The 26,855-nt window shown below is 68.6% G+C and carries 25 protein-coding genes and 4 tRNA genes; 2 read left to right on the top strand and 27 right to left on the bottom strand.

The genetic code is table 11. From position 1 onward, the window contains the following. Nucleotides 1-2 precede the first annotated feature (2 nt). The 17 genes from Aut01nite_RS04145 to Aut01nite_RS04065 all read right to left on the bottom strand — a co-directional run bounded on the left by Aut01nite_RS04145 (nucleotide 3) and on the right by Aut01nite_RS04065 (nucleotide 17,529). A complete protein-coding gene (locus tag Aut01nite_RS04145; RefSeq protein WP_043531109.1) occupies nucleotides 3-3,893 on the bottom strand; it encodes a DNA-directed RNA polymerase subunit beta' in 3,891 nt (1,296 codons plus the stop codon). Between the two features lie 102 nt (nucleotides 3,894-3,995). Then, nucleotides 3,996-7,436, bottom strand: coding sequence for a DNA-directed RNA polymerase subunit beta (rpoB, locus tag Aut01nite_RS04140; protein ID WP_043531110.1), 3,441 nt, complete (start codon nucleotides 7,434-7,436; stop codon nucleotides 3,996-3,998). 576 nt (nucleotides 7,437-8,012) lie between these two features. Beyond that, entirely contained in the window at nucleotides 8,013-8,396 is a 384-nt protein-coding gene (rplL, locus tag Aut01nite_RS04135) for a 50S ribosomal protein L7/L12 (protein ID WP_043531112.1), read from the bottom strand. 51 nt (nucleotides 8,397-8,447) lie between these two features. Then, nucleotides 8,448-8,993 (bottom strand): 50S ribosomal protein L10, encoded by a 546-nt coding sequence (gene rplJ / locus Aut01nite_RS04130; RefSeq protein WP_043531114.1) that lies wholly within the window; start codon nucleotides 8,991-8,993, stop codon nucleotides 8,448-8,450. A gap of 324 nt (nucleotides 8,994-9,317) precedes the next feature. Further along, a complete protein-coding gene (locus tag Aut01nite_RS04125) occupies nucleotides 9,318-10,016 on the bottom strand; it encodes a hypothetical protein (RefSeq protein ID WP_043531116.1) in 699 nt (232 codons plus the stop codon). Beyond that, on the bottom strand, nucleotides 10,013-10,948 hold the full coding sequence (locus Aut01nite_RS04120; protein WP_063958856.1) for an ATP-binding cassette domain-containing protein: 936 nt from the start codon (nucleotides 10,946-10,948) through the stop codon (nucleotides 10,013-10,015). Before Aut01nite_RS04120 ends, Aut01nite_RS04125 begins: the two co-directional genes overlap by 4 nt. Nucleotides 10,949-11,042: 94 nt before the next feature. Further along, nucleotides 11,043-11,759 carry a 50S ribosomal protein L1 gene (gene rplA, locus Aut01nite_RS04115; protein WP_043531118.1) on the bottom strand — a complete coding sequence of 239 codons (717 nt, stop codon included), beginning with the start codon at nucleotides 11,757-11,759 and terminating at the stop codon, nucleotides 11,043-11,045. Nucleotides 11,760-11,836: 77 nt separating this feature from the next. Further along, a complete protein-coding gene (nusG, locus tag Aut01nite_RS04110) occupies nucleotides 11,837-12,577 on the bottom strand; it encodes a transcription termination/antitermination protein NusG (RefSeq protein ID WP_043531120.1) in 741 nt (246 codons plus the stop codon). A gap of 59 nt (nucleotides 12,578-12,636) precedes the next feature. Further along, nucleotides 12,637-13,008, bottom strand: a complete 372-nt coding sequence (gene secE, locus Aut01nite_RS04105; RefSeq protein ID WP_043531122.1) for a preprotein translocase subunit SecE — start codon at nucleotides 13,006-13,008, stop codon at nucleotides 12,637-12,639. Nucleotides 13,009-13,114: 106 nt separating this feature from the next. After that, nucleotides 13,115-13,187: transfer RNA gene (locus tag Aut01nite_RS04100), tRNA-Trp, on the bottom strand. Nucleotides 13,188-13,268: 81 nt separating this feature from the next. After that, the gene (locus Aut01nite_RS04095) at nucleotides 13,269-13,664 is read right to left on the bottom strand and encodes a MaoC family dehydratase (protein ID WP_043531123.1); all 396 of its coding nucleotides are present in this window, start codon (nucleotides 13,662-13,664) and stop codon (nucleotides 13,269-13,271) included. Further along, nucleotides 13,664-14,110 (bottom strand): MaoC family dehydratase N-terminal domain-containing protein, encoded by a 447-nt coding sequence (locus Aut01nite_RS04090; protein ID WP_043531303.1) that lies wholly within the window; start codon nucleotides 14,108-14,110, stop codon nucleotides 13,664-13,666. Before Aut01nite_RS04090 ends, Aut01nite_RS04095 begins: the two co-directional genes overlap by 1 nt. Nucleotides 14,111-14,244: 134 nt before the next feature. Beyond that, nucleotides 14,245-14,412, bottom strand: coding sequence for a 50S ribosomal protein L33 (gene rpmG, locus Aut01nite_RS04085; RefSeq protein WP_014687739.1), 168 nt, complete (start codon nucleotides 14,410-14,412; stop codon nucleotides 14,245-14,247). Between the two features lie 111 nt (nucleotides 14,413-14,523). Beyond that, nucleotides 14,524-14,596 (bottom strand) — tRNA-Met (locus Aut01nite_RS04080). Nucleotides 14,597-14,635: 39 nt separating this feature from the next. Next, nucleotides 14,636-14,708: transfer RNA gene (locus Aut01nite_RS04075), tRNA-Thr, on the bottom strand. Nucleotides 14,709-14,805: 97 nt separating this feature from the next. Next, entirely contained in the window at nucleotides 14,806-17,331 is a 2,526-nt protein-coding gene (locus Aut01nite_RS04070) for a putative bifunctional diguanylate cyclase/phosphodiesterase (RefSeq protein ID WP_043531127.1), read from the bottom strand. Nucleotides 17,332-17,388: 57 nt separating this feature from the next. Then, a complete protein-coding gene (locus Aut01nite_RS04065) occupies nucleotides 17,389-17,529 on the bottom strand; it encodes a hypothetical protein (RefSeq protein WP_161790734.1) in 141 nt (46 codons plus the stop codon). Between the two features lie 259 nt (nucleotides 17,530-17,788). Here Aut01nite_RS04065 and Aut01nite_RS04060 point away from each other — a divergent pair, with 259 nt between their 5' ends. Next, the gene (locus Aut01nite_RS04060) at nucleotides 17,789-18,181 is read left to right on the top strand and encodes a hypothetical protein (protein ID WP_043531129.1); all 393 of its coding nucleotides are present in this window, start codon (nucleotides 17,789-17,791) and stop codon (nucleotides 18,179-18,181) included. Here Aut01nite_RS04060 and Aut01nite_RS04055 read toward each other — a convergent pair. The 4 genes from Aut01nite_RS04055 to Aut01nite_RS04040 form a co-directional block, all read right to left on the bottom strand. Next, nucleotides 18,178-18,981, bottom strand: a complete 804-nt coding sequence (locus Aut01nite_RS04055; protein WP_043531305.1) for a sulfurtransferase — start codon at nucleotides 18,979-18,981, stop codon at nucleotides 18,178-18,180. The two genes, Aut01nite_RS04060 and Aut01nite_RS04055, sit on opposite strands and share 4 nt — an antisense overlap. A gap of 9 nt (nucleotides 18,982-18,990) precedes the next feature. Beyond that, nucleotides 18,991-19,626 carry a LysE family translocator gene (locus tag Aut01nite_RS04050; protein ID WP_043531131.1) on the bottom strand — a complete coding sequence of 212 codons (636 nt, stop codon included), beginning with the start codon at nucleotides 19,624-19,626 and terminating at the stop codon, nucleotides 18,991-18,993. A 51-nt stretch (nucleotides 19,627-19,677) separates the two neighbouring features. Beyond that, nucleotides 19,678-19,989, bottom strand: a complete 312-nt coding sequence (locus tag Aut01nite_RS04045) for a hypothetical protein (protein ID WP_052164386.1) — start codon at nucleotides 19,987-19,989, stop codon at nucleotides 19,678-19,680. A gap of 107 nt (nucleotides 19,990-20,096) precedes the next feature. Continuing rightward, on the bottom strand, nucleotides 20,097-20,588 hold the full coding sequence (locus tag Aut01nite_RS04040) for a YajQ family cyclic di-GMP-binding protein (protein WP_043531133.1): 492 nt from the start codon (nucleotides 20,586-20,588) through the stop codon (nucleotides 20,097-20,099). Nucleotides 20,589-20,736: 148 nt separating this feature from the next. Between Aut01nite_RS04040 and Aut01nite_RS04035 the strand changes: the two genes are divergently transcribed. Continuing rightward, nucleotides 20,737-20,817 (top strand) — tRNA-Tyr (locus tag Aut01nite_RS04035). 347 nt (nucleotides 20,818-21,164) lie between these two features. Here the strand turns inward: Aut01nite_RS04035 and Aut01nite_RS04030 are convergent. The 6 genes from Aut01nite_RS04030 to Aut01nite_RS04005 form a co-directional block, all read right to left on the bottom strand. Next, entirely contained in the window at nucleotides 21,165-22,124 is a 960-nt protein-coding gene (locus Aut01nite_RS04030) for a hypothetical protein (protein ID WP_043531135.1), read from the bottom strand. 389 nt (nucleotides 22,125-22,513) lie between these two features. Then, nucleotides 22,514-23,173 carry an MOSC domain-containing protein gene (locus tag Aut01nite_RS04025; RefSeq protein ID WP_043531137.1) on the bottom strand — a complete coding sequence of 220 codons (660 nt, stop codon included), beginning with the start codon at nucleotides 23,171-23,173 and terminating at the stop codon, nucleotides 22,514-22,516. Beyond that, a complete protein-coding gene (locus tag Aut01nite_RS44205) occupies nucleotides 23,170-24,009 on the bottom strand; it encodes a GNAT family N-acetyltransferase (RefSeq protein ID WP_043531139.1) in 840 nt (279 codons plus the stop codon). The genes Aut01nite_RS04025 and Aut01nite_RS44205 overlap by 4 nt, the downstream gene beginning before the upstream one ends. Continuing rightward, nucleotides 24,006-25,016: an LLM class flavin-dependent oxidoreductase gene (locus tag Aut01nite_RS04015; RefSeq protein ID WP_043531141.1), complete on the bottom strand. Its 1,011-nt coding sequence runs from the start codon at nucleotides 25,014-25,016 to the stop codon at nucleotides 24,006-24,008. Before Aut01nite_RS04015 ends, Aut01nite_RS44205 begins: the two co-directional genes overlap by 4 nt. A gap of 7 nt (nucleotides 25,017-25,023) precedes the next feature. Next, complete coding sequence (locus tag Aut01nite_RS04010) at nucleotides 25,024-25,455, bottom strand: DUF1707 SHOCT-like domain-containing protein (RefSeq protein WP_043531143.1); 432 nt, start codon at nucleotides 25,453-25,455, stop codon at nucleotides 25,024-25,026. Nucleotides 25,456-25,504: 49 nt separating this feature from the next. Beyond that, the gene (locus tag Aut01nite_RS04005; protein WP_043531145.1) at nucleotides 25,505-26,773 is read right to left on the bottom strand and encodes an MFS transporter; all 1,269 of its coding nucleotides are present in this window, start codon (nucleotides 26,771-26,773) and stop codon (nucleotides 25,505-25,507) included. Nucleotides 26,774-26,855: the final 82 nt, after the last annotated feature.

Genomic DNA, 26,855 nt, shown 5'->3' with positions numbered 1-26,855 from the left:
CCTTAGCGGTACGACCCGAAGTCGAAGTCGTCCAGCGGCACAGCCTGCCCGCTGGCCGGCCCGAAGCCGTAGTCGGTCTCCGGGTACCCGGTCATCGAGTACACCTTGGCCTTGGCCTCCTCGGTCGGCTCGACCCGGATGTTGCGGTACTTGGAGATACCGGTACCGGCCGGGATGAGCTTACCGATGATGACGTTCTCCTTGAGGCCCACCAGCGAGTCGCTGCGCGAGTTGATCGCAGCGTCGGTGAGCACCCGGGTGGTCTCCTGGAAGGAGGCCGCGGAGAGCCAGGAGTCGGTCGCCAGCGAGGCCTTGGTGATACCCATCAGCACCGGACGACCGGCGGCGGGCTCGCCACCCTCGCCCACGAGCCGGCGGTTCTCCGACTCGAAGAGCGCCCGGTCGACCAGCACACCCGGCAGGAACTCGGTCGCGCCGGAGTCGATGACCGTCACCCGCTTGAGCATCTGGCGGATGATGATCTCGATGTGCTTGTCGTGGATGAGCACACCCTGCGAGCGGTAGACCTCCTGGACCTCACTGGTCAGGTGGACCTGGACCGCGCGCGGGCCCATGATGCGCAGCAGCTCGTGCGGGTCGATGGTGCCCTCGGTGAGCTTCTCGCCGACGTTGACGTGGTCGCCGTCGTGCGCCCGCAGCTTGACGCGCTTCGAGATCTTGTCGTACACGATCTCTTCGCTGCCGTCGTCCGGGATCACGATGATCTTCCGGGACCGCTCGCCGTCCTCGATGCGCACACGTCCCGGGGTGTCGGCGATGGGCGCCTTACCCTTCGGCACGCGGGCCTCGAAGATCTCCTGGACACGCGGCAGACCCTGGGTGATGTCCTCACCCGCGACACCACCGGTGTGGAAGGTACGCATCGTCAGCTGGGTACCCGGCTCACCGATGGACTGGGCCGCGATGATGCCGACGGCCTCGCCGATGTCGACCGACTTGCCGGTCGGCAGCGAACGGCCGTAGCAGGCCGCGCACACGCCCAGCTTCGACTCACAGGTCAGCACGCTGCGAACCCGCACGTTCTCGACACCCGCGGCGACAAGCTTGTCGACCAGGATCGAGTTGAGGTCCTCACCACGCGACACCACGCGGTTGCCGTTGGCGTCGTCGATGTTGTCGGCCAGCGTACGGGCGTGCACACCGGTCTCCGCGTGCACGTGCACGACCACGGTGCCGTCCGCCTCGCGCTCACCCACCTGCATCGGGATCGCGCGCTCGGTGCCGCAGTCCTCCTCGCGGATGATGACGTCCTGCGAGACGTCCACCAGACGACGGGTCAGGTAACCCGAGTCGGCGGTACGCAGGGCGGTGTCCGCCAGGCCCTTACGGGCACCGTGCGTGGAGATGAAGTACTCCAGAACGGTCAGACCCTCGCGGTACGACGAGGTGATCGGCCGCGGGATGATCTCACCCTTGGGGTTGGCCACCAGACCGCGGATCGCGGCGATCTGCCGGAGCTGGAGGAGGTTACCGCGAGCGCCGGAGTTGATCATGACCCAGAGCGGGTTCTCCTGCGGCAGCGCGGTCTCCATCTCCTTGGAGATCTCGTTGGTCGCCTTGGTCCAGATCTCGATGAGCTCGCCGCGGCGCTCTTCACCGGTCATCAGGCCACGCTGGTACTGCTTGTCGATCCGGTCGGCCTCGGCCTGGTACTTGGCGAGGATCTCCGGCTTGCGCGGCGGTGCGATGACGTCGCCCATACCGATCGTCACACCGGACCAGGTGGCCCAGTGGAAGCCGGCCTCCTTGAGCGCGTCCAGGGTCGCGGCCAGGGCGACCTTGGGGAAGCGCTCGGCGAGGTCGTTGACGATCGCGGAGAGCTGACCCTTACGGATCTCGTAGTTCACGTAGCGGTAGCCCGGCGGCAGGGTCTCGTTGAAGATGACCCGGCCCAGGGTGGTCTCGACCAGGACCTGGTCGCCCTCCGCCCAGTCCTCCGGCGCGACCCACGGCTCGCCCTTGGCGCCGTTGTCGACACCGATGATCTCCTGGAGGCGGATCTTCACCTTCGCCTGCAGGTGCAGCTCACCGTTGTCGAACGCCATCCGCGCCTCGGCGTCCGAGCTGAACACCCGGCCCTCGCCCTTGGCACCGGGCGTCATGTGGGTCAGGTAGTACAGCCCGATGATCATGTCCTGGGTGGGCATGGTCACCGGCTTGCCGTCGGCCGGCTTGAGGATGTTGTTCGACGACAGCATCAGGATCCGGGCCTCGGCCTGCGCCTCAGCCGACAGCGGCACGTGGACCGCCATCTGGTCACCGTCGAAGTCGGCGTTGAACGCCGTACACACGAGCGGGTGGATCTGGATGGCCTTGCCCTCGACCAGCTGCGGCTCGAAGGCCTGGATGCCGAGGCGGTGCAGGGTCGGCGCACGGTTCAACAGAACCGGGTGCTCGCTGATGACCTCTTCGAGGACGTCCCACACGACCGGGCGCTGCCGCTCGACCATCCGCTTGGCGGACTTGATGTTCTGCGCGTGGTTCAGATCGACCAGGCGCTTCATCACGAACGGCTTGAACAGCTCCAGCGCCATCTGCTTCGGCAGGCCGCACTGGTGCAGCTTGAGCCGGGGGCCGACGACGATGACGGAACGACCGGAGTAGTCGACCCGCTTGCCGAGCAGGTTCTGACGGAACCGGCCCTGCTTGCCCTTGAGCATGTCGGAGAGCGACTTCAGCGGCCGGTTACCCGGGCCGGTGACCGGACGGCCACGACGGCCGTTGTCGAACAGCGCGTCGACGGCCTCCTGGAGCATCCGCTTCTCGTTGTTGACGATGATCTCGGGCGCGCCGAGGTCGATCAGTCGCTTGAGGCGGTTGTTCCGGTTGATGACCCGGCGGTACAGGTCGTTCAGGTCGGAGGTCGCGAAGCGGCCACCGTCGAGCTGCACCATCGGGCGCAGGTCCGGCGGGATGACCGGGACGCAGTCCAGGACCATGCCGAGCGGCGAGTTGCGGGTGTTCAGGAACGCCGCGACGACCTTCAGCCGCTTGAGCGCCCGGATCTTCCGCTGGCCCTTACCGCTGCGGATGATCTCCCGAAGGTTCTCCGCCTCAGCGTCCAGGTCCATGTTCTGCAGCAGCGCCTTGATGGCCTCGGCGCCCATGCCACCGGTGAAGTACTCACCGAAGCGGTCGCGCAGCTCGCGGTAGAGCAGCTCGTCGGTGACCAGCTGCTTGGAGTCGAGCTTGCGGAAGGTGTCGAGCACCTCGTCGAGACGGTCGATCTCGCGCTGCGCCTTGTCCCGGATCTGGCGCATCTCGCGCTCGCCGGCTTCCTTGACCTTGCGGCGCACGTCGGCCTTGGCACCCTCGGCCTCGAGCTCGGCGAGGTCCTGCTCCAGCTTCGCAGCGCGCTTCTCGATCTCCGAGTCGCGGCTGTTCTCGGACTGGCGCTTCTCGGCGAAGATCTCGTTCTCGATGGTGGACATGTCGCGGTGACGCGCCTCGGCGTCCACGCTCGTGACCACGTACGAGGCGAAGTAGATGATCTTCTCGAGGTCCTTGGGGGCGAGGTCGAGCAGGTAGCCGAGACGGCTCGGGACGCCCTTGAAGTACCAGATGTGGGTGACGGAAGCGGCGAGCTCGATGTGGCCCATCCGCTCACGGCGGACCTTGGACCGGGTCACCTCGACGCCACAGCGCTCACAGATGATGCCCTTGAACCGGACCCGCTTGTACTTACCGCAGTAGCACTCCCAGTCCCGCTGCGGACCGAAGATCTTCTCGCAGAAGAGTCCGTCCTTCTCGGGCTTGAGGGTGCGGTAGTTGATCGTCTCGGGCTTCTTGACCTCGCCGTGCGACCACTGCCGGATGTCGTCAGCGGTAGCAAGGCCGATGCGCAACTCGTCGAAGAAGTTGACGTCGAGCACTTGGACTATCCCTCGTGTTTCGTTGCTCGGGTGAATTCAAGGCCGGCGGGGGCGTCCCGGCCGGCCCCGACATGCGTCGGGACCGGCCGGGGACGCTCTCCGTCAGATCTCTTCGACGCTGCTGACGCCCTCGTTCGGGCGCCGGGACAGGTCGATGCCGAGTTCCTCCGCGGCCCGGAAGACCTCGTCGTCCGTCTCGCGCATCTCCAGAGCAACGCCGTCGCTGGAGAGCACCTCGACGTTCAGGCACAGCGACTGCAGCTCCTTGAGGAGCACCTTGAAGGACTCCGGGATTCCCGGCTCCGGGATGTTCTCGCCCTTGACGATGGCCTCATAGACCTTCACGCGGCCGAGGACGTCGTCGGACTTGATGGTGAGCAGTTCCTGCAGCGCGTAGGCCGCGCCGTAGGCCTGCATGGCCCAACACTCCATCTCACCGAAGCGCTGGCCACCGAACTGCGCCTTACCACCCAGCGGCTGCTGCGTGATCATCGAGTACGGACCGGTCGACCGAGCGTGGATCTTGTCGTCGACCAGGTGGTTCAGCTTCAGGATGTAGACGTAGCCGACCGAGATCGGGTCCGGCAGCGGCTCACCCGAGCGGCCGTCGAACAGCTGCGCCTTGCCGTCGCCGTTGACCAGCCGCTTACCGTCGCGGTTGACCAGCGTCGACTCGAGCAGACCCTTGATCTCCTCCTCCTGGGCACCGTCGAAGACCGGGGTCGCGACGTTGCTGTCGGCGGGGGACTCGTGCGCCTCGATCGAGCGGAGCTGACGCTTCCACTCCTCGTCGTCACCCTCGACCGACCAACCGGTCTTGGCGATCCACCCGAGGTGGGTCTCCAGAACCTGGCCGATGTTCATACGCGAGGGCACACCGAGCGGGTTGAGCACGATGTCGACGGGCGTGCCGTCCTCGAGGAACGGCATGTCCTCGACCGGCAGGATCTTGGAGATGACGCCCTTGTTGCCGTGCCGGCCGGCGAGCTTGTCACCGTCCTGGATCTTCCGCTTCTGAGCGACGTAGACCCGGACCAGCTCGTTGACGCCGGGGGGCAGCTCGTCGCCGTCCTCGCGGGAGAAGGTGCGGACACCGATGACGGTGCCGGTCTCGCCGTGCGGAACCTTCAGCGAGGTGTCCCGGACCTCCCGGGCCTTCTCGCCGAAGATGGCGCGGAGCAGGCGCTCCTCCGGGGTCAGCTCGGTCTCGCCCTTCGGCGTGACCTTGCCGACCAGGATGTCGCCGGGGACGACCTCGGCGCCGATCCGGATGATGCCGCGCTCGTCCAGGTCAGCGAGCATCTCCTCGCTGACGTTGGGGATGTCGCGGGTGATCTCCTCCGGGCCCAGCTTGGTGTCGCGGGCGTCGACCTCGTGCTCCTCGATGTGGATCGAGGTGAGGACGTCCTGCTGCACGAGGCGCTGCGACAGGATGATCGCGTCCTCGTAGTTGTGGCCCTCCCAGCACATGAAGGCGACGAGCAGGTTGCGCCCGAGCGCCATCTCGCCCTCGTCGGTGCAGGGACCGTCGGCGATGACCTGGCCGGCCTCGACCCGGTCACCCTCGAAGACGACCGGCTTCTGGTTGACGCAGGAGCCGGCGTTCGAGCGACGGAACTTGTGCAGCAGGTAGGTCCGGCGGTGGCCGTCGTCCTGGTGCACCGTCACGTAGTCGGCGCACAGGTCCTCGACCACACCGCTGACCTCGGCGACGACCACGTCACCGGCGTCGACGGCGGCGCGGTACTCCATGCCGGTGCCGACCAGCGGGGACTCCGCCTTGACCAGCGGCACGGCCTGACGCTGCATGTTCGCACCCATGAGGGCACGGTTGGCGTCGTCGTGCTCGAGGAACGGGATCATCGCGGTGGCGACCGAGGTCATCTGCCGCGGCGACACGTCCATGTAGTCGACCTCCGTGCCGGGCACGTAGTCGACCTCACCGCCCTTACGGCGGACCAGGACGCGGTCCTGGGCGAAGGTGCCGTCGCTTGCCAGCACGGCGTTCGCCTGGGCCTTGATGAACCGGTCCTCCTCGTCAGCGGTGAGGTAGTGCACCTCGTCGCTGACGACACCCTCGACGACCTTCCGGTACGGCGTCTCGATGAAGCCGAACGGGTTGACCCGCGCGAACGTCGAGAGCGCGCCGATCAGACCGATGTTCGGGCCTTCGGGCGTCTCGATCGGGCACATCCGGCCGTAGTGGGACGGGTGCACGTCGCGGACCTCGAAGCCGGCCCGCTCACGGGACAGACCACCCGGGCCGAGCGCCGACAGACGGCGACGGTGGGTCAGACCCGCGAGGGGGTTGGTCTGGTCCATGAACTGCGACAGCTGCGAGGTGCCGAAGAACTCCTTGATCGCGGCCACGACGGGCCGGATGTTGATCAGGGTCTGCGGCGTGATCGCCTCGACGTCCTGGGTCGTCATCCGCTCACGGACGACCCGCTCCATCCGGGAGAGGCCCACGCGGACCTGGTTCTGGATGAGCTCGCCGACCGTACGCAGGCGCCGGTTGCCGAAGTGGTCGATGTCGTCAGCCTCGTAACCGTCCTCACCGGCGTGCAGCCGGCACAGGTAGTCAACGGTCTTGACGATGTCTTCCTCGGAAAGCGTGCCGCGAACGATGGGCACGTCGATCTCGAGCTTCTTGTTGAACTTGTAACGGCCGACCTTGGCGACGTCGTACCTCTTCGGGTTGAAGAAGAGGTTGTCGAGCAGGGTCTGCGCGTTCTCGCGCGTCGGCGGCTCGCCAGGGCGCAGCTTGCGGTAGATGTCTAGCAGGGCCTCGTCCTGCCCCGCGATGTGGTCCTTCTCCAGCGTCGTCATGAGCAGCTCGGACCACCCGAACCGCTCACGGATCTGGTCCGCCGACCAGCCGATCGCCTTGAGCAGGACGGTGACGGCCTGCCGGCGCTTGCGGTCGATGCGGACACCCACCGTGTCGCGCTTGTCGATGTCGAACTCCAGCCAGGCACCCCGGCTGGGGATGACCTTGACGCTGGTGAGGTCGCGGTCGGAGGTCTTGTCCGGCTCCTTGGTGAAGTACACGCCCGGCGAACGGACGAGCTGACTCACCACGACCCGCTCGGTGCCGTTGATGACGAACGTCCCCTTGGGGGTCATCATCGGGAAGTCACCCATGAACACGGTCTGGCTCTTGATCTCGCCAGTGGTGTTGTTGGTGAACTCCGCGGTCACGAACAGCGGGGCACAGTAGGTCAGGTCCTTCTCCTTGCACTCCTCGATCGAGGCCTTGACCTCGTCGAAGCGCGGGGAGGAGAAGGACAGCGACATGGTGCCGGAGAAGTCCTCAATGGGACTGATCTCTTCGAGGATCTCTGCGAGGCCCGAGTGGGCGTGCGGGTCGTCCGTCGTCCGGGCCTGCCACGCCTCGTTGCCGACCAGCCAGTCGAACGAATCCGTCTGGAGGGCGAGGAGGTTGGGGACCTCTAGCTGCTCGGTGATCCGGCCGAAAGAGACCCGGCGGGGTGCGTAAGCGCTCGACGTACGGCTGGTCTTCGCAGGGCGGGAAGCTGCCAAGATGCGTCCTTCCGAGGACCGGTGCTGCTATGCGGCTGAGTTGCTGGTGCAACTGGTCTGCGTGCACTCCAATGAGCCCCCAAGAGAGTTATCCACATGGATATCTCAGTCGAAGGCAAGGCAGAAGGCAGCGCAAACTAGCAGTGTAGCCGCTTGGCTAACCGCTGTCCAGCCCACACCAGAGGTTGCCTGCGGAACGTGTCCCCGCCGGCCAATGCCTGGCGGGGCCGCTCAGAAACGCGGCAACAATCCTCGGTGCCGGCCCAACCGGGCATCGGGTATGACCCTGTTACCCATCGGGCGGCTGTCGCAAGCGCGGAAACTTGCTGATGTCAGCGTGCCTGTCCGCCGACACACAGTCAAGGGCTGTGCCGCGGGTCGGACGGTCGCGGTCATCCACTCGACGCACCAAACGGACCTTAACGCATGAATAGCGCGCTTTGACGACCTTTGCCGCCCTCTGCGCAATCCCGTCGCGGCCGCTGTCCTGAGATGCCGAGACGCCGGGGGTACGGCGATGGCGGAGACCCGGTCACGGATCCCCGCCATCGACATACAACGCTGTGGAGCGTCAGATCACTTGAGGGTGACCTTGGCGCCCTCACCCTCGAGCTTGGCCTTGGCGGCCTCGGCCTTCTCCTTGTTGACACCCTCGAGGATCGCCTTCGGGGCGGACTCGACGGCGTCCTTGGCCTCCTTGAGGCCCAGGCCGGTCAGCTCACGCACGACCTTGATGACCTGGATCTTCTTGCCACCGTCACCCTCGAGGACGACGTCGAACGAGTCCTTCTCGGCCTCGGCCTCGGCCGGAGCAGCGGCACCACCGGCGGCGGCGACGGCGACCGGGGCGGCGGCCTTGACGTCGAAGACCTCTTCGAACTGCTTCACGAACTCGGAGAGCTCGATCAGGGTCATTTCCTTGAACGCGTCGAGCAGGTCGTCGGTGCTGATCTTCGCCATGGTGGCAACCTTTCGTAAGAAACTTTGATGTTTAACGGTTCACGCGAGGGCTCAGGCCTCCGCGGAACCAGCCTGCTCGCGCTGCGCCCGCAGGGCCTCGACCGTGCGCACCGTCTTGGTGAGGGGCGCCTGGAACGTGGCAGCGGCCTTGCTCAGGTTGGCCTTCATGGCACCGGCCAGCTTGGCCAGCAGCACCTCACGGGACTCGAGGTCAGCAAGCTTGTTGACCTCGTCCGCCGTGATGGCCTTGCCCTCGAAGACACCGCCCTTGATGACCAGAACGGGGTGGGCCTTGGCGAAGGCACGAAGGCCCTTGGCCGCCTCGACCACGTCACCGTTCACGAAGGCGAGCGCGGTAGGACCGGTGAACAGCGCGTCGAGACCCTCGATACCCGCGTCGTTCGCCGCACGCTTCGCCAGCGTGTTCTTCGCGACGGCGTACTTGTTCTCGCCGCCCAGCGATCGCCGGAGCTCGGTGAGCTCCTTCACGGTGAGGCCGCGGTATTCGGTCAACACGGTGGCCGCTGAAGCACGGAAGTGGTCCGTGAGCTCAGCGACGGCCGAAGCCTTGTCGGCCCGGACCGGCTTGTCCGCCATGTCCCTCCTCTCTCAGTGCTTCAGCCACTGGTCGAGAGGGTCCGCGCAAGAAAAGCAAAACGCCCCGGGCGCAGGGCACGGGGCGGAGTCGAACACACGCATCGGCGGTGGACGATCACGAACCGTTCTCCCTACGCAGGACGCCCGCTTGCAGCGGAACCTTCGGCCGCGACGTCCGCCTTGACGACGGTTGTTGCGGCGACCAGCGGTCTATGGGTGGAACTTCGAGTTGCAACAGTACGCGGCCCTGCCACCGAAAGCCAAATCGGCCCCCACTCACCCGTCCCGCCCTCCTCCGGCCCCGAGGATGCGGACCCGCGCCGGTCAGGAGCGGGATCGGCGCAGACGGGCATAGAGGCCCGCGGCGACGGCACACCAGGCAACCGTCCAGGCGGCGAGCACAGCGAACGTGCCGGCGCCCGGCAGCGGCACGGCGGCCAGTTCCCGGGCGGTCGCCATCACCGGCGGCACCAGCCACGGCGCGATCGAATCGCGCAGACCGAACACGATCGTCAGGATCGAGCCGGTGGCCAGGACCGCGACACCCGGCAGCACCCGGCGGGTGACGGCACGGCCGGCCAGCGCACCGAGCGCCACCGCGGCGACCACGGCCAGCAGATGCGCCAGCATCCCGAGAAGGACACCGGCCGGGGTCGGCGGCTCGCCGCTGCCCGGCTCCGGCGGGCGGATCCCCTGGAACAGCCACGGGGTCGCCATCGCCAGCACCGAGACGCCCAGAGCCAGGACCGTCGCGGCGAGAAGACCGGCGGCGCCCTCACGGAACGGGCCCACGGCGAGGCGGGCCAGGTGACGTTGACCGTCCGGTTCGGTGTCCAGCAGGACCTTGGTGAGCCAGGCCAGGATCGGGAACAGACAGACGGCCGAATAGCCGTAGGCGCTGGCGGCCGTCGACGGGCCACCGCCGTAGATGACGGACAGGACCGCCAGGACGGCGATCAGCGGCGCGAGCGCCCGGCCACCCCGCAGAAAACCGGCCAGCCTCATCCGGGCGAGCGCGATCATCGCCCCTCCCTCTCCGCGGTCTCCTTTCGGGGTACGCCCGGAGCGTCCCCGATCGGCGTGATACCCGAGTCGTCGTCCCGGAGGTGCTCAAGCATGCCGGCGGTCCGGGTGGGGTGCTCGTCCCGTACCCCCAGAATGCGGTGTCCCTCGGCCCGGAGCCGGTCCACCACCGCAGCGGCCTCGTGCCGCCGCACCACCACCTCGATCACCACTCCCCCACCGTCATGCGCCGGGCGGGAGGACGGTGCAGCCGTTCCCGCGGAGAAGGGCGCGATGGCGCCGGAACCCATGGCAGAGGGCGGGTTCGGGCCGGCGGTGGGCACGAGGGCGGGAGTGGGCCGGTGGAGCGTGTGGTCGGCGATGGTCCAGTGCAGGGCGTCGGGAAGGTTGGCGATCTCACCGCGGTGGTCGCTGACCAGGACCGAGCCGCCGGCGGTGGTGACTTCGGCGACGATCTGCGGAATCAGTTCGCGGGAGGGGGCGTCCAGGCCCTCCCAGGGCTCGTCGAGGACGAGGAGGCCGGGTGGGGCGAGCAGCGCCTGGGCCAGGCCGACCTTCTGGGCGGTGCCTTTGGACAGGTCCGGCAGCGGGGTCTCGGTGAAGGGCGCCAGGCCGAGACGGTCGATCCACGGGTCGGCCGCGGTGGCGGGCAGGCCACGGATCCCGGCCATCGCCCGCAGGTAACCGAGGGTGGTGAAGGGCTGGGCGGCGGGGAACCGCTCCGGCACCCAGCCGATCACGGCGGGACGGTCCCGGATCACGCCGCGGGACGGGCGCAGCACCCCGGCCGCCAGCTGCAGCAGCGTGGATTTGCCGGCGCCGTTGCGGCCGAGGAGCACGATCGTCCGGCCGGGCTCGAGGGACGCGTCGATGTCGTGCAGGGTCCAGGGAGCGCGGCGGGCGTACCGGAACCAGACCTTGTCGAAACGCACGGCCGGAAGCCTCTCACAGATCGCGACCACGACGCAGGCCTGGAAATGCCGAGTGCCCCCGGGGAGAATCCCGGGGGCACTCGGTCGAGCTGGATCAGGCGGAGGCGTCGCCGCGCAGGTTCTTCTGCACGTTCGGGTCCACCTGGACGCCGGGACCCATCGTGGTGGCGACGGTGACCTTCTTCAGGTACTTGCCCTTGGCCGCGGACGGCTTCGAGCGGAGGACCTCGTCCAGCACCGCGGCGTAGTTGTCGATCAGCTGCTCGGCCGAGAAGGAGGCCTTGCCGATGATCAGGTGCAGGTTCGAGTGCTTGTCCACCCGGAAGGTGATCTTGCCGCCCTTGATCTCGTTGACGGCCTTGGTCACGTCGACGGTGACGGTGCCGGTCTTCGGGTTCGGCATGAGGCCACGCGGGCCGAGGATCCGGGCGATCCGGCCGATCTTGGCCATCTGGTCCGGCGTCGCGATCGCGGCGTCGAAGTCCAGCCAGCCACCCTGGATCCGGGCGACGAGCTCGTCGGTGCCCACCTCGTCGGCGCCGGCCGCGACGGCCTCCTCGGCCTTCGCGCCCTGGGCGAAGACGATGACGCGGGCGGTCTTACCGGTGCCGTGCGGCAGGTTGACCGTGCCGCGGACCATCTGGTCGGCCTTACGCGGGTCGACACCGAGGCGCATCGAGACCTCGACGGTGGCGTCGAACTTGACCGGGTTGGTCTCCTTGGCCAGAGTGATCGCGTCCTTGGGCTCGTAGAGCTTGTTCGCGTCGATCTTCTCCGCTGCGGCGCGGTACGCCTTGCTGCGCTGAGCCATTTCTCATTACTCCTGTGGTAGATGGCGGGGCCGCGCCATGGCGGCCCCTCCCACTGACATCGCCGGGGATCCGGCGATCAGATCTTGGTGACCTGGTTGAAGTTGAGCTCGACCGGGGTCTCTCGGCCGAAGATCGACACCAGGACCTTCAGCTTCTGCTGGTCGGCGTTGATCTCGCTGATCGACGCCGGCAGCGAGGCGAACGCGCCGTCGGTGACGGTGACCGAGTCGCCGACCTCGAAGTCGAGGACCCTGACCTCGGCCTTCGGCTTCTTCTCCTCGGCCTGGACGGCCGGGGCCAGCCACTTCAGCACCTCGTCGAGGGAGAGCGGGGCCGGCCGGTCGACCCGGTCGGTGGCGCCCACGAAGCCGGTCACCCCAGGCGTGTTGCGCACGCAGGAGTACGACTCGGGGGTCAGATCCATCCGGACCAGGATGTAACCGGGGAAGACCTTGGCCTGCACCTGGTTGCGCTTGCCGTTCTTGACCTCGACCTCTTCGCGGGTCGGCACCTCGACCTGGAAGATGAAATCCTCCATGTCGAGGCTGGTGATCCGGGTCTCGAGGTTGGTCTTGACCTTGTTCTCGTAACCGGCGTACGAGTGCACCACGTACCAGTCGCCGGGCGCGTACCGCAGCTTCTGCCGCAGCTCCTTGACCGGGTCGTAGTCCTCGTCGGCCTCGGGCGCCTGGGTCTCCTCGGCCTCGGTCTCAGCCTCGACCTCGGCCGGCGAGTCGGCAGCCTCTACCGACTCGTCGGTCTCCAGCGACGACGGCTCGTCACCGTACTGCGCGGTCTCGTCGTCGTACTCAGGCACGCTCGCTCACTTCCAGAATGTCTCTCGGTCCTGACTGGCGGGGACACGGTCCGCGTGGATCAACCCAGGGCCGCGAGGATGGCCTTGCCGAAGGCGTAGTCCAGGCCGGCGACCAGGGCCGTCATGATCACCACGAAAACGATCACCACGCTGGTGTAGGTCAGAAGCTCCTTGCGCGTCGGCCAGATGACCTTGCGCAGCTCGCTGACCACCTCGCGGAAGAAACCGCCGATCCGGCCGAACGGGCCCCCGCCCCGGACCTTCTTGGCCTTCGAGCTGTCCGCGTCCTTCGCCTCGGCGAGTGCGACGCCACCATCACGGCTCGTCAGCGCATCGTCGGCGTTGTCATCGGGAAACTCACCGCCGGTAGCGGCGTCGCCGAGCGCGTCGTCGCCCGGGACGTCGTCACCGGGCCGGTCCTTCTCGGCCACTTCGCCCTACTTCCGTCGTGGTGGTCCTGATGCTCCCGTCAGGGCTCGACCGGACGCGGAGTTTGTGCGGACCGCGCACCGGGCGGGCACGTCGAGGAGGATTGCGCAGGGGTGACAGGACTTGAACCTGCAGCCTGCGGTTTTGGAGACCGCTGCTCTGCCAATTGAGCTACACCCCTTTGCGGGACCTGATGCCTCACGACTTCAGAGCCCCACGGCGCACCAGTGTACGGGTACGCCCGGCGTTATCCCAACCCGGGTTACCGCTTCCTGACAAGCGCCTGTGCCATGGACAGTACCTTGTCCCCGTTGCATGTCGCAGTCAGGCTCAGTCGAGTGTGTCCCTCGTCGGTGATCTCCTTGACCGTGGCGGTCACCACGACCTCGGTCCCCTCGTCGGTGTCGGGCACCGGGACAGGGCGGCTGAACCGCACACCGAACTCGACGACCGCGTCCGGGGCGCCGGCCCACGCGGTGACGGCACGGCCCACCAGAGCCATCGTGAACATGCCGTGCGCGATGACGCCGGGCAGCCCGACGCCGGTGGCGATCCGGTCACTCCAGTGGATCGGGTTGAAATCGCCTGAGGCGCCCGCGTAGCGCACCAGATCGGCCCGGGTCACCCGGAAGGTCTGCGGCTCCAGCTCTGCGGTCATCAGCCCTCTCCTCGCACCACGAGTTTCGACCAGACGGTCACGACCGGCTCGCCGGCCTCGGTGGTCACGTCGGTGCGGGTGGTCAGGAACTCGTGCCCGCCCCGGCTGGTGATCTCCTCGACCGTGTTGACGCAGACCAGCGCGTCACCGGCGACGACCGGCCGCTTGTACGCGAAGCGCTGGTCGCCGTGGACGACGCGGCTGTAGTCGACGCCGAGCGCGGGGTCGGCCACCACCTCGCGGCTGGCCGCCATCGTGATCGTGACCGGGAAGGTGGGCGGGGCCACCACATCGGTGTAGCCCAGGGCACGAGCGGCCGCGGGGTCGTGGAACTCGGCGTCGGTGGCGCCGATCGCCCGGGCGAACTCCCGGATCTTCTCGCGGCCGACCAGGTAGGGCTCGGTGGGCGGCCAGCTGCGGCCGACGAAGGATTGGTCCAGAGGCATGTCCACAAACTACCGGCCGGACCCGGCAAAGATATAGCACTACGAGTGCAGAAATATTCCGCGGACTGCGGAAACAGCACTGCGCCGCCCGGAGTGACTCCGGGCGGCGCAGTGAAAGAACGTGGTGCTGAACCTCAGCGGGTCTCGCGGTGCAGGGTGTGCTTCCCGTCGCGCGGGCAGAACTTCTTCAGCTCCACGCGGTCCGGGTCGTTACGCCGGTTCTTCTTGGTGATGTAGTTCCGGTCCTTGCACTCCGTGCACGCCAGGGTGATCTTCGGACGGACGTCGGTCGCCTTGGCCACGGCGGGGTGCCTTCCTGCTAACGGGGTTCTAACTGACGACGAACCAGCGTAGACGCTAAGTCCGCCGCTTCGCAAAGTGGGGCCCCGGATGGGGATCCACAGGAGAGAAAGTAGCGGTGGCCGGAATTGAACCGGCGACACAGCGATTATGAGCCGCTTGCTCTGCCATCTGAGCTACACCGCCGAGCTCCAAGTCCAGCTCCAGGCGGAACGAACCCGGTAGAGCCCCCTTACGGAATCGAACCGTAGACCTTCTCCTTACCATGGAGACGCTCTGCCGACTGAGCTAAGGGGGCTTGCCCGCTTGCGATCTCTCGCTCGCTTGCAGAAGTAAGACTACACGGCCCGCGAGCGGGGGTGAAATCAGTACCCCCCTTTGATCGGAACGCCTGCTCAGATCACTGCTCGGAGCCGTCGGACCTCACCGGTCGGGGTGGATTCCGGCTCCGTCTGGGCGTTCAGCCAGGCCTCCAGCCGCTCGAACGGCAACGGCCGGCTGAACAGGTAACCCTGACCGATCTCGCAGCCCATCTCCTCGAGCAGCTCCAGGGTGAGTTCGCTCTCCACGCCCTCGGCCACCACCGTGAGACCGAACTCGCGGGAGAGCCCGATCACCGCCCGGACGATCGCGAGGTCACCGGAGTCCGTCGCCATCCCCTGCACGAAGCTGTCGTCGATCTTCACCTCGTGCACCGGCCACTGCCGCAGATAGGCCAGCGAGGAGGCGCCGGTGCCGAAGTCGTCGACGCTCAGCCGCACACCCAGGTCACGCAACCGGTAGAGGGACGGCAGGACGCGCTCGATGTCGCTGAGCATGCCCGGCTCGGAGATCTCGAAGGTCACCAGGCCGGGCTCGACCCCGTGCTCCTCCAGCAACTCCCGGACCAGCTCGGGGAAACGGGAGTCGAGCAGGATCCGGGCCGACAGGTTGACCGCGACCGAGAACGGCCGCTCCGCGTCGGACCAGGACCGGCAGCGCTTCAGGCCGGCGACCAGCACCACCTCGGTGAGCCGGGCCAGCTGGCCGGTGTGCTCGGCCACCGCCACGAAGTCCTCCGGGGCGACCTCGCCGTGCGCCGGGTGCACCCAGCGGGCCAGGCACTCCACACCCACCACGTGCCGGTCGGCGAGCGTCACCTTGGGCTGGAAGTAGACCTCCAGCTGGTCGTTGTCGAGAGCGCGGCGCAGGTCCGCGGCGATGCCCAGTCGGCGGACCGCACGGGACTCCAGGGCCGGGTGGAAGGGCTGGACACCGTACGGCAGGACCTTTGCCGCGTTGGCGGCCAGCTCGGCCCGCTGCAGCAGGGTCTCCGGGTCGTTGCCGTGATCCGGATAGACCGAGACGCCGACAGCGGTGTTCACGTCCAGGGTGAGCGAGCCGACGGCCATCGGGCCGCGCAGACGCTCGCGCATCCGGGTGGCGATCTCGATGGTGGCGTCGATGCTCGGCGCCCGGAGCGTGACCACGAACTCGTCGCCGCCGATCCGGCCGACCAGCGCCCCCGAGTCGGCGATCCGGCGGAGCCGGTCGGCCGTCTCGCTGAGCAGCTTGTCGCCGGCGGCGTGGCCCATCGACTCGTTGACGTTGCGCTGGCCGTCGACGTCGAACAGCATGATCGCGACGACCTCGTCCTCGGCCCGCACCTTCACCGCCTCGGCGAGCGCGTCGATCACCCGGCGACGGTTGGGCAGTCCGGTGAGGCGGTCGTGGTACGCGTCGTACCGCAGCCGGTCGACCAGCCGGGAGTTCTCCAGGGCGACCGCGGCGTGCGCGGCGATCGTCTCGAGCACCTGTACGTCGGTCTCGCGGAAGGTGCGGTTGTCCCCGAGGCGGTTCGCGACCTCCAGCGTGCCGATGACCGCCTTGCCGGATCTGAGCGGGATCACCAGGACGTCCTTGACCTTGGCGGCCCGCAGGTGCGGCCGGAGGTCCTCGGTGCCGGGGAACCGGTTGCCGACCCCGGTGGCGGCCTGCGTCTCGAGGGCCCGTTTCCGGACCACCTCGGGTGTCGGCTCGATGTCGAGCAGGCCCTTGTGCTCGAGCCGGGCGGTGAGCAGCACCTCGGGATGGCGGCCCTGCGGGGCCAGCCACAGGGTCGCGAACTCGGACTGCATCAGCGCGCGCACCCGGCCCAGCAGCACGTCCGGCATGCTGCTGTGGCTGCCGGAGTCGCGCAGCGCCTGGGTGAGCTCGTAGACGTCGGCGAGGGTCTGGTGGCGCCGGTAGAACTCGGTGTACGACCGGAGGACGACGACCAGGGCGCCGGTCAGGATCGCCAGCAGGATCGCGGACCACATGGTGGCCTCGAGAGCGACCAGGAAGGTCAGGCCGATCACGACGCAGACGGCATTGGCGACGAACGCGGTCCAGCCGGCCCGGAAAGCGGCCCGGCCGGTCCGGACGTCCTGCACCAGGCTGAGCACGCCGGTCAGGCTGAGGAACTCGACCAGGGACGCCACCTCGGCGGCGGCGGCCAGCGCCAGCCACGTGCCGGGATCAGGCTCGGTGAGGTCGGGCAGGGCGGCGAGCAGCAACACCGCCGCGGTACTGCCGGCTGCCGACTTCGCGCCGTTGAACCACAGTTTGGCGGGTGGCATCCTCGACCAGTACTGCGAGGTCAAGGTGGCGCCGACCACCACGATGATCACCATCACCGGCGGCAGATAGAAGAGCGCCAGCACGAAGGGCACATCGGTCACGGCGAAGGTGAAGGTGCCCCGCCGGATCACGATGAAGAAGGCGTCTCGCAGCGCGAGCAGGTAACCCAGAAAGAACAGACAGGCGACGGGCCAGGCTTTCCACCAGTCTGGGTCGGCGATCCAGAACCCGACGGTGAGGATGAGCGCCACCAGCGCCAGCGGGTAGGTGATCAGCCAAGCACGATCCGAGGCCGGCCGCGCCGGGGGATGTTTGGCCATCGTGACCCCTCTCCAGCCGGCGCCAACCGTCCTAGCTCGTCAACGCGGATCGAGTTGTCAGGCCCACTCCCAGACCTGGGTCCGCAGCACCTCGGCCTGAGTGCTCTCCGGGCCCGAAGCCACGTCACTGAGACCACCGAAGGCAATGGCCAGAGCCAATAGCAGACCGGCGAACCGGCCCAGCTTCCGTGCAGACATAGCCTGCTCCTCCATTGGGGAACTCGTGTCAATTGGGGGTGCACATGATGGTGCCACACCAGTTGTGCGACAGGGAGCGTTCATCGGCGGGTCGTGGCGACGCTCCAGCAAATCCTGGCCGAACGGTGGAGCATGCCATCAGGTCTACCCCTGAAGAATTGGCGGTTTTGTAGCCGGTTTAGGGGGAGAAGCGAACTGTATTCATCCGGAATCGTCAGGATGGCTTGACGTCAAGTTGGCCTGACGACAGACTCGGCGGATGAGCGATCCCGACGAACTGGAGCGGCAGCACACCCTCACCACAGCCACCAACCGATACGACGCCCTGCGGATGCGCGACGCCCTCGCCGCGATGGACCCCAACGACGAGCCGGCGCTCTCCCGTGAGGAGACCCTCGAGATGCTCGCGCTGAGCGAAGTGATCATTCGCAAGGCGGGGTACGGGCGACAGGCCATGATCCGGTCCGCACGCGGAGCCGGCGCCTCCTGGTCCCAGATCGGCACCGCCCTCGGCACCAGCAAACAGGCCGCCTGGGAATCCCATCAGCGCTGGATCGACGACCAGGCCCGCCAGCACACCGAGACCGGGTACCAGGGTTTCGACCCGGCCACCGAGGCACGGGCACGCAACCTCGCCGGACGGCCGGACTAGTCTCCGATGGCCGCGGGACGGCCCGTGTGGCTGTACTGCGACCAGGAGCCGGGGTAGAGACGGCCCGGCCCGAGGCCGGCGTGCTCCAGAGCGATCAGGTTGTGGCAGGCGGTCACGCCGGACCCGCAGTACGAGATCACATCGGCGGCGCCGTCCACCCCGGCGGCGGCGAACCGCTCCCGCAGATCGGCCACCGGCAGGAACCGGCCGTCGGCGCCGACATTGTCCCGGCACGGCAGGTTGCGGGCACCCGGGATGTGACCGGCACGCGGATCCACCGGCTCGGTGTCACCACGGAACCGGGGCCGGTCGCGGGCGTCCAGCACGATCGCCGGACCGGCAGCCGCCTCCTCCAGCGAGGCCAGCCGGTCCGCCGGCCACGGGCGGGCGGTGAACGAGGCCGGCGGGCGGGACGGAACCTCGGTGCTCAACTCCCCCGGCCAGGCGGTCAGCCCACCGTCCAGCAGGGCGGCGTCGTGTCCGATCGCCCGGAGCAACCAGACCAGCCGGGCGGCCACCACTCCGCCCGCGTCGTCGTACCCAATCACCGGATCTTGATCGTTGATGCCCGCCGCCGACATCGCCGCCGCGAACACCTCCGGATCCGGCAGCGGATGACGCCCCTCGGCAGGCGACGCCGGGCCGGCCAGAGCCGCGTCCAGGTCGATGAAGACCGCGCCCGGCAGATGCCCCCGCTCGTAGGCCGCCCGGCCGGAACGACCGTCCAGGTACCACCGGACATCGGCGAGCACCACGGGACGACCCCGGATCCAGGACACGTCCACCACCGGATCGATCATCACAGACCCCTAGTCGCTCGCCAGACCCAGTCGCACACCGAAACCGAGCAGAACCGCTCCGGTCCCGGCGTCGACGGTACGCCGCACCGCGCGCCGAGCCAGGAAACCACGCGCCGCCTGCGCGCCCAGGATGATCACGGTGAACCAGAGCAGACCCTCGATACCGTGCACCAGCGCCAGCAGCAGGCCGGTGCCCAGCGGATCCGCTCCCTGCGGGATGAACTGCGGGATCACCGCCAGATAGAAGACGCCCACCTTGGGATTGAGCAGGTTGGTGAGCAGACCGCGGCCGAACGTGCTCCACAACGTCGGCGTGCTCGGGGCCGCCTCGGCCTCGGCAGCGCCCTTGTCACGCCGCAGAGCGTCCCGGACCATCCGCACCCCGAGATAGATCATGTAGGCCGCGCCGACCACACGCAGCACGGTGTAACCGGCAGTCGACGCGGCCAGCAGCGCCGAAGCGCCCACCGCGGCCGCCGCACCCCAGGCCAGAGAACCGGCGCCGATGCCCAGCGCGGTCGCGAACGCCGGACCACGCCCCATCGTGACAGCGGCCCGGAGAACCAGCGCGGTGTCCAGACCCGGAGTGATCGTCAGCAGCGCGCCCAGCACAGCGAACGAGAGAACGGCGTCGGTCAGATCCATGGGCCATTCGTAACCGGTCACCCGCGCCGAGCGCATCGCCCATGGCGGGAATCACATGCCGGACGGGGTACGGGCCGGCGGCCGCTGCCCGCCACGACCCCGCGCCCCCGGCCGGAAACAGACCACGGCCACCGCACACAGCCCGATCGCCAGAACCGTGGCGATCGTGGCGGCGAGATCGGCCAGCAACGCCATCCCGAACGAGAACACCAGCAGAGCCAGACCGAAAAGCAGGTGATAGACGCCCGCCTCCCGCGGCGTGCGGAAGGAACGCGCAATCACCGCGGGCGCGCGGCCGGTGAGCGCCATCCGAGCGCCCAGCACCACCAGCACCAGCCCGACCAGAGCCGCCGCCTTGCTCATCAGCCCAGTCTGCGCTCCCGGCCGGCGGCCCGCTCCCGGTTCGCTGCTTTCAGCCCCTTTTCGGGGGTACGCCGTGGGCCGGCCCGTCACCGAGCCGGCCGGCACGACTAGCGGTAGTTGTTGAACTGCAGGGCGACCCCGAAGTCCTCCTGCTTGAGCAGCGCGATCACGGCCTGCAGGTCGTCCCGCTTCTTACCGGTCACCCGAAGCTGGTCGCCCTGGATCTGGGCCTGCACACCCTTCGGGCCCTCGTCCCGGATCTTCTTGCTGATCGCCTTGGCCTTGTCGGCCTCGATCCCCTCGACCACCTTCAGGTCGATCTTGTACGTCTTGCCGGACTGCCGCGGCTCCCCGGCGTCCAGCGCCTTCAGCGAGATGTTGCGCTTCACCAGCTTCTCCTTGAAGACGTCGAGCGCGGCCGTGGCCCGCTCCTCCGTCTCCGAGGTGATCGTGAACGCCTCACCCGACTTGGCCAGCGTGGTACCCGTACCCCGGAAGTCGAACCGGGTGCCGAGCTCCTTCTCCGCCTGGTTGAACGCGTTGTCGACCTCCTGCCGGTCGACCTTGCTCACGATGTCGAACGACGGGTTGGCTGCCATGATCAGACTCCTGCGGCTGGATGCTTGTCGATGCTCTACAGCGGGCGCACTACGGCCCGCGACATGCCGACCGTACCCGGTTGTTGAAGCCGTCCGCGCTACGGCTATTCTTATGTCCGCCGCCGCGGGAAACCGGGGTGGCTGCCCAGGCGGGTTGCCCGAGCGGCCAATGGGAGCGGACTGTAAATCCGTCGCGAAAGCTACAGAGGTTCGAATCCTCTACCCGCCACAGGCACACAGAACGGCCCCGGTACCAGCGGAAACGCGGTCCGGGGCCGTTCTCGTTGTGATCTAGCAAGTCCGGCAAGATCCGGCTGTCTACGACCCTCCACGGGAACGCCTCTCCCCCTCTTCACCTCGGTTCTGGGGCTCGCCGATACCTCGCCGTGGGACTTGTTGGAGTCGCATCGCCGGGCGTCACCCCATAGAGAGAAGGCCGGCCTCCGACGACGCGGATGGACCGCCCGTAGCCGCAGCTCGAGCGTGTACACATCCCTCGGCCCGAACTGCGGGTTCGATTCCGTCGCCGGCCCTCTTCTGTGACCAGGGACCCTGATCACAGTTGCGGGATCACCGTCATGGTTGAGCAGCGCCGGCCACCGCGCTCAGCGCGTCCAAGCTGGTGCGGTACCACTTTCCCCACTTGTCGAAAGCGTGCAGATCGCCGCCCCTGCAGGTGTAGCGAAGCCGTTGCGCTTCGATGCCGTTGGGCAGAACGATGCGGCACTGCCCGCCGACGCGGCGCACCCCGTCGCTGTCGATTCGCAGCAGGGTCACGACGTCGTACTCGGAGCCGGATCCCTTCAGCAGCGCACGGTCTGCGCCACTGACCAGCATGCTGTGGGCGAACCGATAGGGAGACGCTCCCCAGTCCGTGACCTTGTCACCTGACGCCGACTGGATGCGGAAGTCGGTGTAAGGGCAGAAGTGGGCGGTTTCGCCGTGAAGGTTGAGCGTGTAGCAGTCGGAGATGTAGGGCAGCCCGGCACCTCGCGGGTAAAGCCAGTCGACGGTCAGGTCTTGATTGAACCGGGCAAGACCATGGCCCTCCGGCCCGGCTCCGCCCAGCGCACCCTCGTCGAAGTATCCCGCCCATATTTTGCCCGAGGGCGTCGTCTGGAGTTCCTCGATGGCATCACCAAGGTTGCCCCTGTGCTCCAGACCGCCGTCGCGCGTCCACACCTCACCGTTGGGCGTGCCACGCCGAGCGCGAGCCGCCGCCAGCACGACCCGTCCTTCCGGTAGCGGTTGCACGAACGACACGCGGAGGTTCGTCTCCACATCGATCGCACCGGCGACTTCCTTCCCGCCGAAGTGCCAGGTCACCTGCTTGCGACAGGACTCCTCCCGGTGTGGCCAGACGGCGAAGGCAGTGCCGTCTGGCCCAACGCCGACCGCCTCCGGAACGCCCTCGGTCACCGCACGGTCCGACGGCGCCAGAAACCCATGGTGTTGGAGCGGCACGACCGGCAGCTGCAAGCTCTCCAGCCGCCGCTCCAGGTCAGCCCGATCGCGTTCGGCTGGTGTCTTCCTCATCGACGACATCCTCCGCCACCCGGCAACCGGGTTTCAGCGCTCGGCCCTCTCACCCCGCGGCAGCCGCTACGGGACTGTCTCGCGGCCGACCGGCGGGTAAGCCGGGCACCGGGTTCCTTCCGGCTGGCTATGACTGCTGTCTCGGAGCCGGCGAGACAGCAGTGACGACCAGCCGGAGAACCGCGGCTGGCTCTCAGTGCTGTCTCAACTGGCGGGAGACAGCAGTCATAGCCAGCCGGACAGGATCCAGTCCTGCCGGTAGGCGCGGTGCTGGGCGTACCGGATGGCACGCGGAGCAGGGCTGGAAAGGGATGGTCGCGGTGGCCGGGTCGCCGGTCGGCGGTACTGCTGGGGGTGGCGGGCCTAGACGGGGAGGTGCTGGAGGTTTCTCAGCGGATGCGCTTCTCGATCTCGGTGCGCGTGGACGCGGGGAGGGCGTCGGCGACCAGGAGGCGGGACAGGTTCTCCGGGTGGTGCATGTAGATGTCGAAGGCCTCGGACAGAGTCAGGCCGTGGTCGGGGCGTTCGAAGACCTCGATGGAGTCGCCGGGACGGATCTCGCCGCCCTGGAGGATGCGCAGGTAGGCGCCGGTGCGGTTGGAGGCGGCGAAGCGTTTGATCCAGCGGGGCTCACCCATCCGGTGCTGGAAGGTGGCGCACGGGATGCGGCCGAACGTGGTCTCCAGGATCACCGAGTCGCCGACGCGCCAGCGGTCGCCGAGGACGGCGTTGTAGAGGTCCAGGCCCTCGGTGGTCAGGTTCTCGCCGAACAGGGCGGGTGGCAGATCGCGGCCCAGCTCCGCGGACCACCAGGCGTAGTCCTCGATGGCGTAGGCGTAGACGGCCTGGTCGTCGCCGCCGTGATGCTTGGTGTCGCCGATGAAGTCGCCGACCACGCCGCTGTGCAGGCCGGTCGTCTTGGGGCCGGGTGGGCGGACCGTCACGGCGTGGTCGACCGGGCGTTTGCCGATGCCGGTCTCGTTGACGCCCTTGGCCGGGTTGGGTTCGGCTCGGCCGACGTTCAGGGAGAGAACGATTCCGCTTGTCATGAGGAGAATTCCACCACCACTCGGTCTTCGATCGGCCGGTAGCCGAGACGCTGATACAGGGCGTTGCTCGTCGGGTTGGCCACGTCGGTGAAGAGGACCACGTCGATCGCGCCGGCGTCCAGCGCATTCCCGGTGGCGGCCGCGGTGACGGCGCCACCGAAACCCTGACGGCGGTGCTCCGGCGGCGTGTAGACGGACTGGATGCGGGCCATGCCGGATTCGATGCGGCTGTACGCGGCCATCGACACCGGAGTGCCGGCCGACTCCCACAGGACGATGCCCTGGTAGCTCAGACGGTCGTCGATGGTGGCACCCAGGTCTCCGGGCTGCTCGTCGATGTCGTCGTGGAACGCGCGGGACCAGTGGTGGAGCAGCAAGCGGTCGGCGCTGGTGGCGAGCCGGGCGGTGCCGGGCACGGTGGGCTCCTCCAGACCGGACAGGCGGAACAGGCGGGTGCGGCGGCCGGCCCGCGCGACGCCGCCGGCCAGGGACAGCCAGGCCTCGGTGAAGGCGGGCGCGTCAGCGGCGAGCAGATTGACCGCGGTCAGCGGGTGCGACACGAAGGCGGAGGCGGCCGCCGAGAGAGCCTCCGGCGGGACCTCGGTGAGGGTCAGCGGGTGCGGCGGTGTCCGCAGCAGGGCGCCGCAGATCGCGCCGGTGGAGTCGTCGGTCCACCAGCCGAGGATCGGATCGTGGGGGCCGTACACATGCGGGCCTCGCAAGCGCAAGGCGGCGGTCACCGTGAGAAGGAGGGTGTGCCGCACCGGGGCGGACCTCAGGAACGGCCCGATGGTCTTCTCGAAGAGAAGGACGTCGGAGGTGAGATGCCAGGTCATCTCGACCAGGCTTTGGCGATGCGGGCCAGGCTGTCGATCCGGGTGGCGGGGTCGTAGACCGAGCCGGCGAGCATGAGCTCGTCGGCTCCGGTGCGCTCGATCAGAGCCTCCAGGGCGGCGACGACCTCGTCGGCGGTGCCCGCGTACTGCGTGCCGGGCAGGGACTCCAGGACGGCGCGGTCCAGGTCGGTGAGCTCGCGGCCGGCGGCCGTCTCCGGGGACACCATCGGGCCGAGGCGGCCGGTGCGCAGGCTGAGCGCCATGATCCGGCTCGGGCCGGCCAGGAACTGCGCCTCCTCGGTGGTCTCGGCGGCCAGGACCGAGGCGCTGACCATGGCCCACGGATGCGGGTAGCGCGGCGACGGCTGGAAACCGTCCCGGTAGAGGCCGAGGGCGCTGTCCACGTCGGAGGACATGGCGAAGTGGTACGCGTAACAGAACGGCAGGCCGAGCGCGGCGGCGATCTGTGCGCCGTAGGTGGACGAGCCGAGCATCCACACCTCGGGGAACGTCTCGGCGGCCGGGGTCGCGGTCAGCCGGGACGACGGGACCCGGGCGTCGCCGAGCAGGCCCAGCAGCGTCTTCAGGTGCTCGGGGAACTGCTCGACGGTCAGGTACGGCGAGACGCCGCGCAACGCGGCCGCGGTGGCCTGGTCGGTGCCGGGAGCACGGCCGACACCCAGGTCGACCCGGCCCGGATAGAGCGCCTCCAACAGGGCGAACTGCTCGGCCACCACGAACGGCATGTGGTTGGGGAGCATGACGCCGCCGGAACCGACCCGGATGTCGCGGGTGTGCGCGGCGATCGCGCCGATCAGAACGGGCGGCGAGGTCGACGCGACGGCCGGCATGTTGTGGTGCTCGGCCACCCAGAAACGGGAGTAGCCCAGCTCGTCGGCGGCCTCGGCGATCTCGATGGTGCCGCGCAGCGCGTCGGCGCTGCCGTGTCCTTCCCGAACCGTGGCCAGGTCGAGCACGGACAGGGGAACGCGGGTCGGTGCGGTCATGCGGAGCTCAATCTTTCCGATTCTGATTACGGATCACCTGGGTGCCGACGGTCACCGCGCCGAGCGCGGCGCCCGGCACGAGCAGCCAGAGCGGCCACGGATAGACCAGGTCGACGGTGACGGCGACCAGGAGGTAGGCGACGACGTTGATCGCGGTGACGGCGCCCCAGACGGTCCAGAGGACGATCAGGGCGGTGGGCAGACGACGGGCGGACCGGCGGGCCTGCGCGGCCACCTCGGCGCTCGTCATCCCGGGCCGCGGCAGATCCTTGACGAGGACCATCAACTCGGCGTAGGTGCGTGCGGCGTAGGCGGCGCCGACGCGCTCGTCGTACTCATGCAGGGAGAGGCGGCCCTCGTCGAGGGCGGTCTTCAACCGGTCGGCGATCTGCTGGCGGTCGGCGTCAGCAGCGCGCATGGTGTCGACCTCTTTGGACATCGCCGCCCCCTCGCTACCCGCTTCCCGCCAGGCTATCCAATCCTGGCGATCATGCGGGGTCCGCCGCGAGCGCCGAGTCGAGCCGCTCGGCGGCCTGCCGGTCGGCCCGGGCCATCGGCCCGTCCGGGAGCGCCGCCACCGCCGCGGCGACCAGCAACACGGCGGCCGCGAAGCCGAACGACCAGGGCAGGCCGCCCGGCTGGTCGACGATCACGCCGGCCAGGGCGCCGCCGGCCGCGCTGCCGCCGACCGACACGGTGACCATCCAGGTGTACGCCTCGTTCAGCATGCCGGCCGGGGAGATCCGGCCGACCAGACTGTTCTCCACGGTCAGGGCGGGGGCGATGGTGGCGCCGCCGAACACCAGGGCGGCGCCCAGCCAGAGCGGGCTCGGCATGAACGCCAGCACCAGGAAACTCGCCGACACCGCGGCCAGCAGCCAAGCGAACTGCCTGGTCAGCGCCATCGCCGGGCGCCGGGTGCCGAACCAGATGCCGCCGATCGCGCTGCCGATGCCCCAGACGCCGAGCAGGACACCGCCGAGGGAGTCGCCGCCGCCGTGCTGGGCAGCGTACGCGGGAACGATCACACCGGCCGCCCCGAACGCGACGCCGAGCGCGCCGACACACAGCAACAGCGCCGGGAAGCCGCCGGTCCGCAGCGGGCCCAGGCCCTTGGCGGCGGTCTCCGGGTCATGGGCGCCGCGGTGCCGCATCACCGGGAGACGGGCGATCCACGCGGTGCCGGCCAGCGTCGCCACGGCCGCACTGATCAGTGCGGACTCCGGCTCACCGGTGAGCACCATGAACGCCGCGACGAGCATCGGGCCGAGCACGAAGACCAGCTCGAACAGCGAGGTCTCGGCGGCTATGGCGGCGGACCGCAGATCGTGGCGGCCGGTGCCGGGGGCGGTCATGTCGGTCCAGGCGCGGCGGATCGCCGCGGTCAGCGGAGGGTACGTGGCCCCGGCCGCCGCCGACGCCACGAAGATCCACTCCAGGGCCTCCGCGCCACCCCGGCTGGCCAGCAGCAGACCGCCCAGCGCGAGCGGGTGCAGCACGGCCGTGGCCAGCAGGATCGGGGAGGCGCCGATCCGGTCGGCGAGCCGGCCGGCGATCGGGCTGAGCGCGGCGCCGGCCAGCGCGTAGACGCCACCGGCCAGGCCGGCCGCCGCGTACCGCCCGGTGGCCTGCTCGACCAGCAGGAGCAGCGCGAGCGGGGTCATCCCGATGCCGAGCCGGGCGAGGATCCCGACGATCAGCAGGGTCCGTGCGCCCGGAAGCTGCCACACGCCAAGGTACTGACGCAATGCGGTCACGAACTGGCCTCCGGGTGCTGATCGGTAACGGGCTCCGAGGTTAACGTCGGCGGCCGACCACCCCGATCCAAACGTGAGGCGC

It is taken from the genome of Actinoplanes utahensis (genome assembly GCF_016862455.1).
In the GTDB taxonomy this organism is placed as follows: domain Bacteria; phylum Actinomycetota; class Actinomycetes; order Mycobacteriales; family Micromonosporaceae; genus Actinoplanes; species Actinoplanes utahensis.
This window is presented reverse-complemented; position numbering and strand designations above follow the sequence as displayed.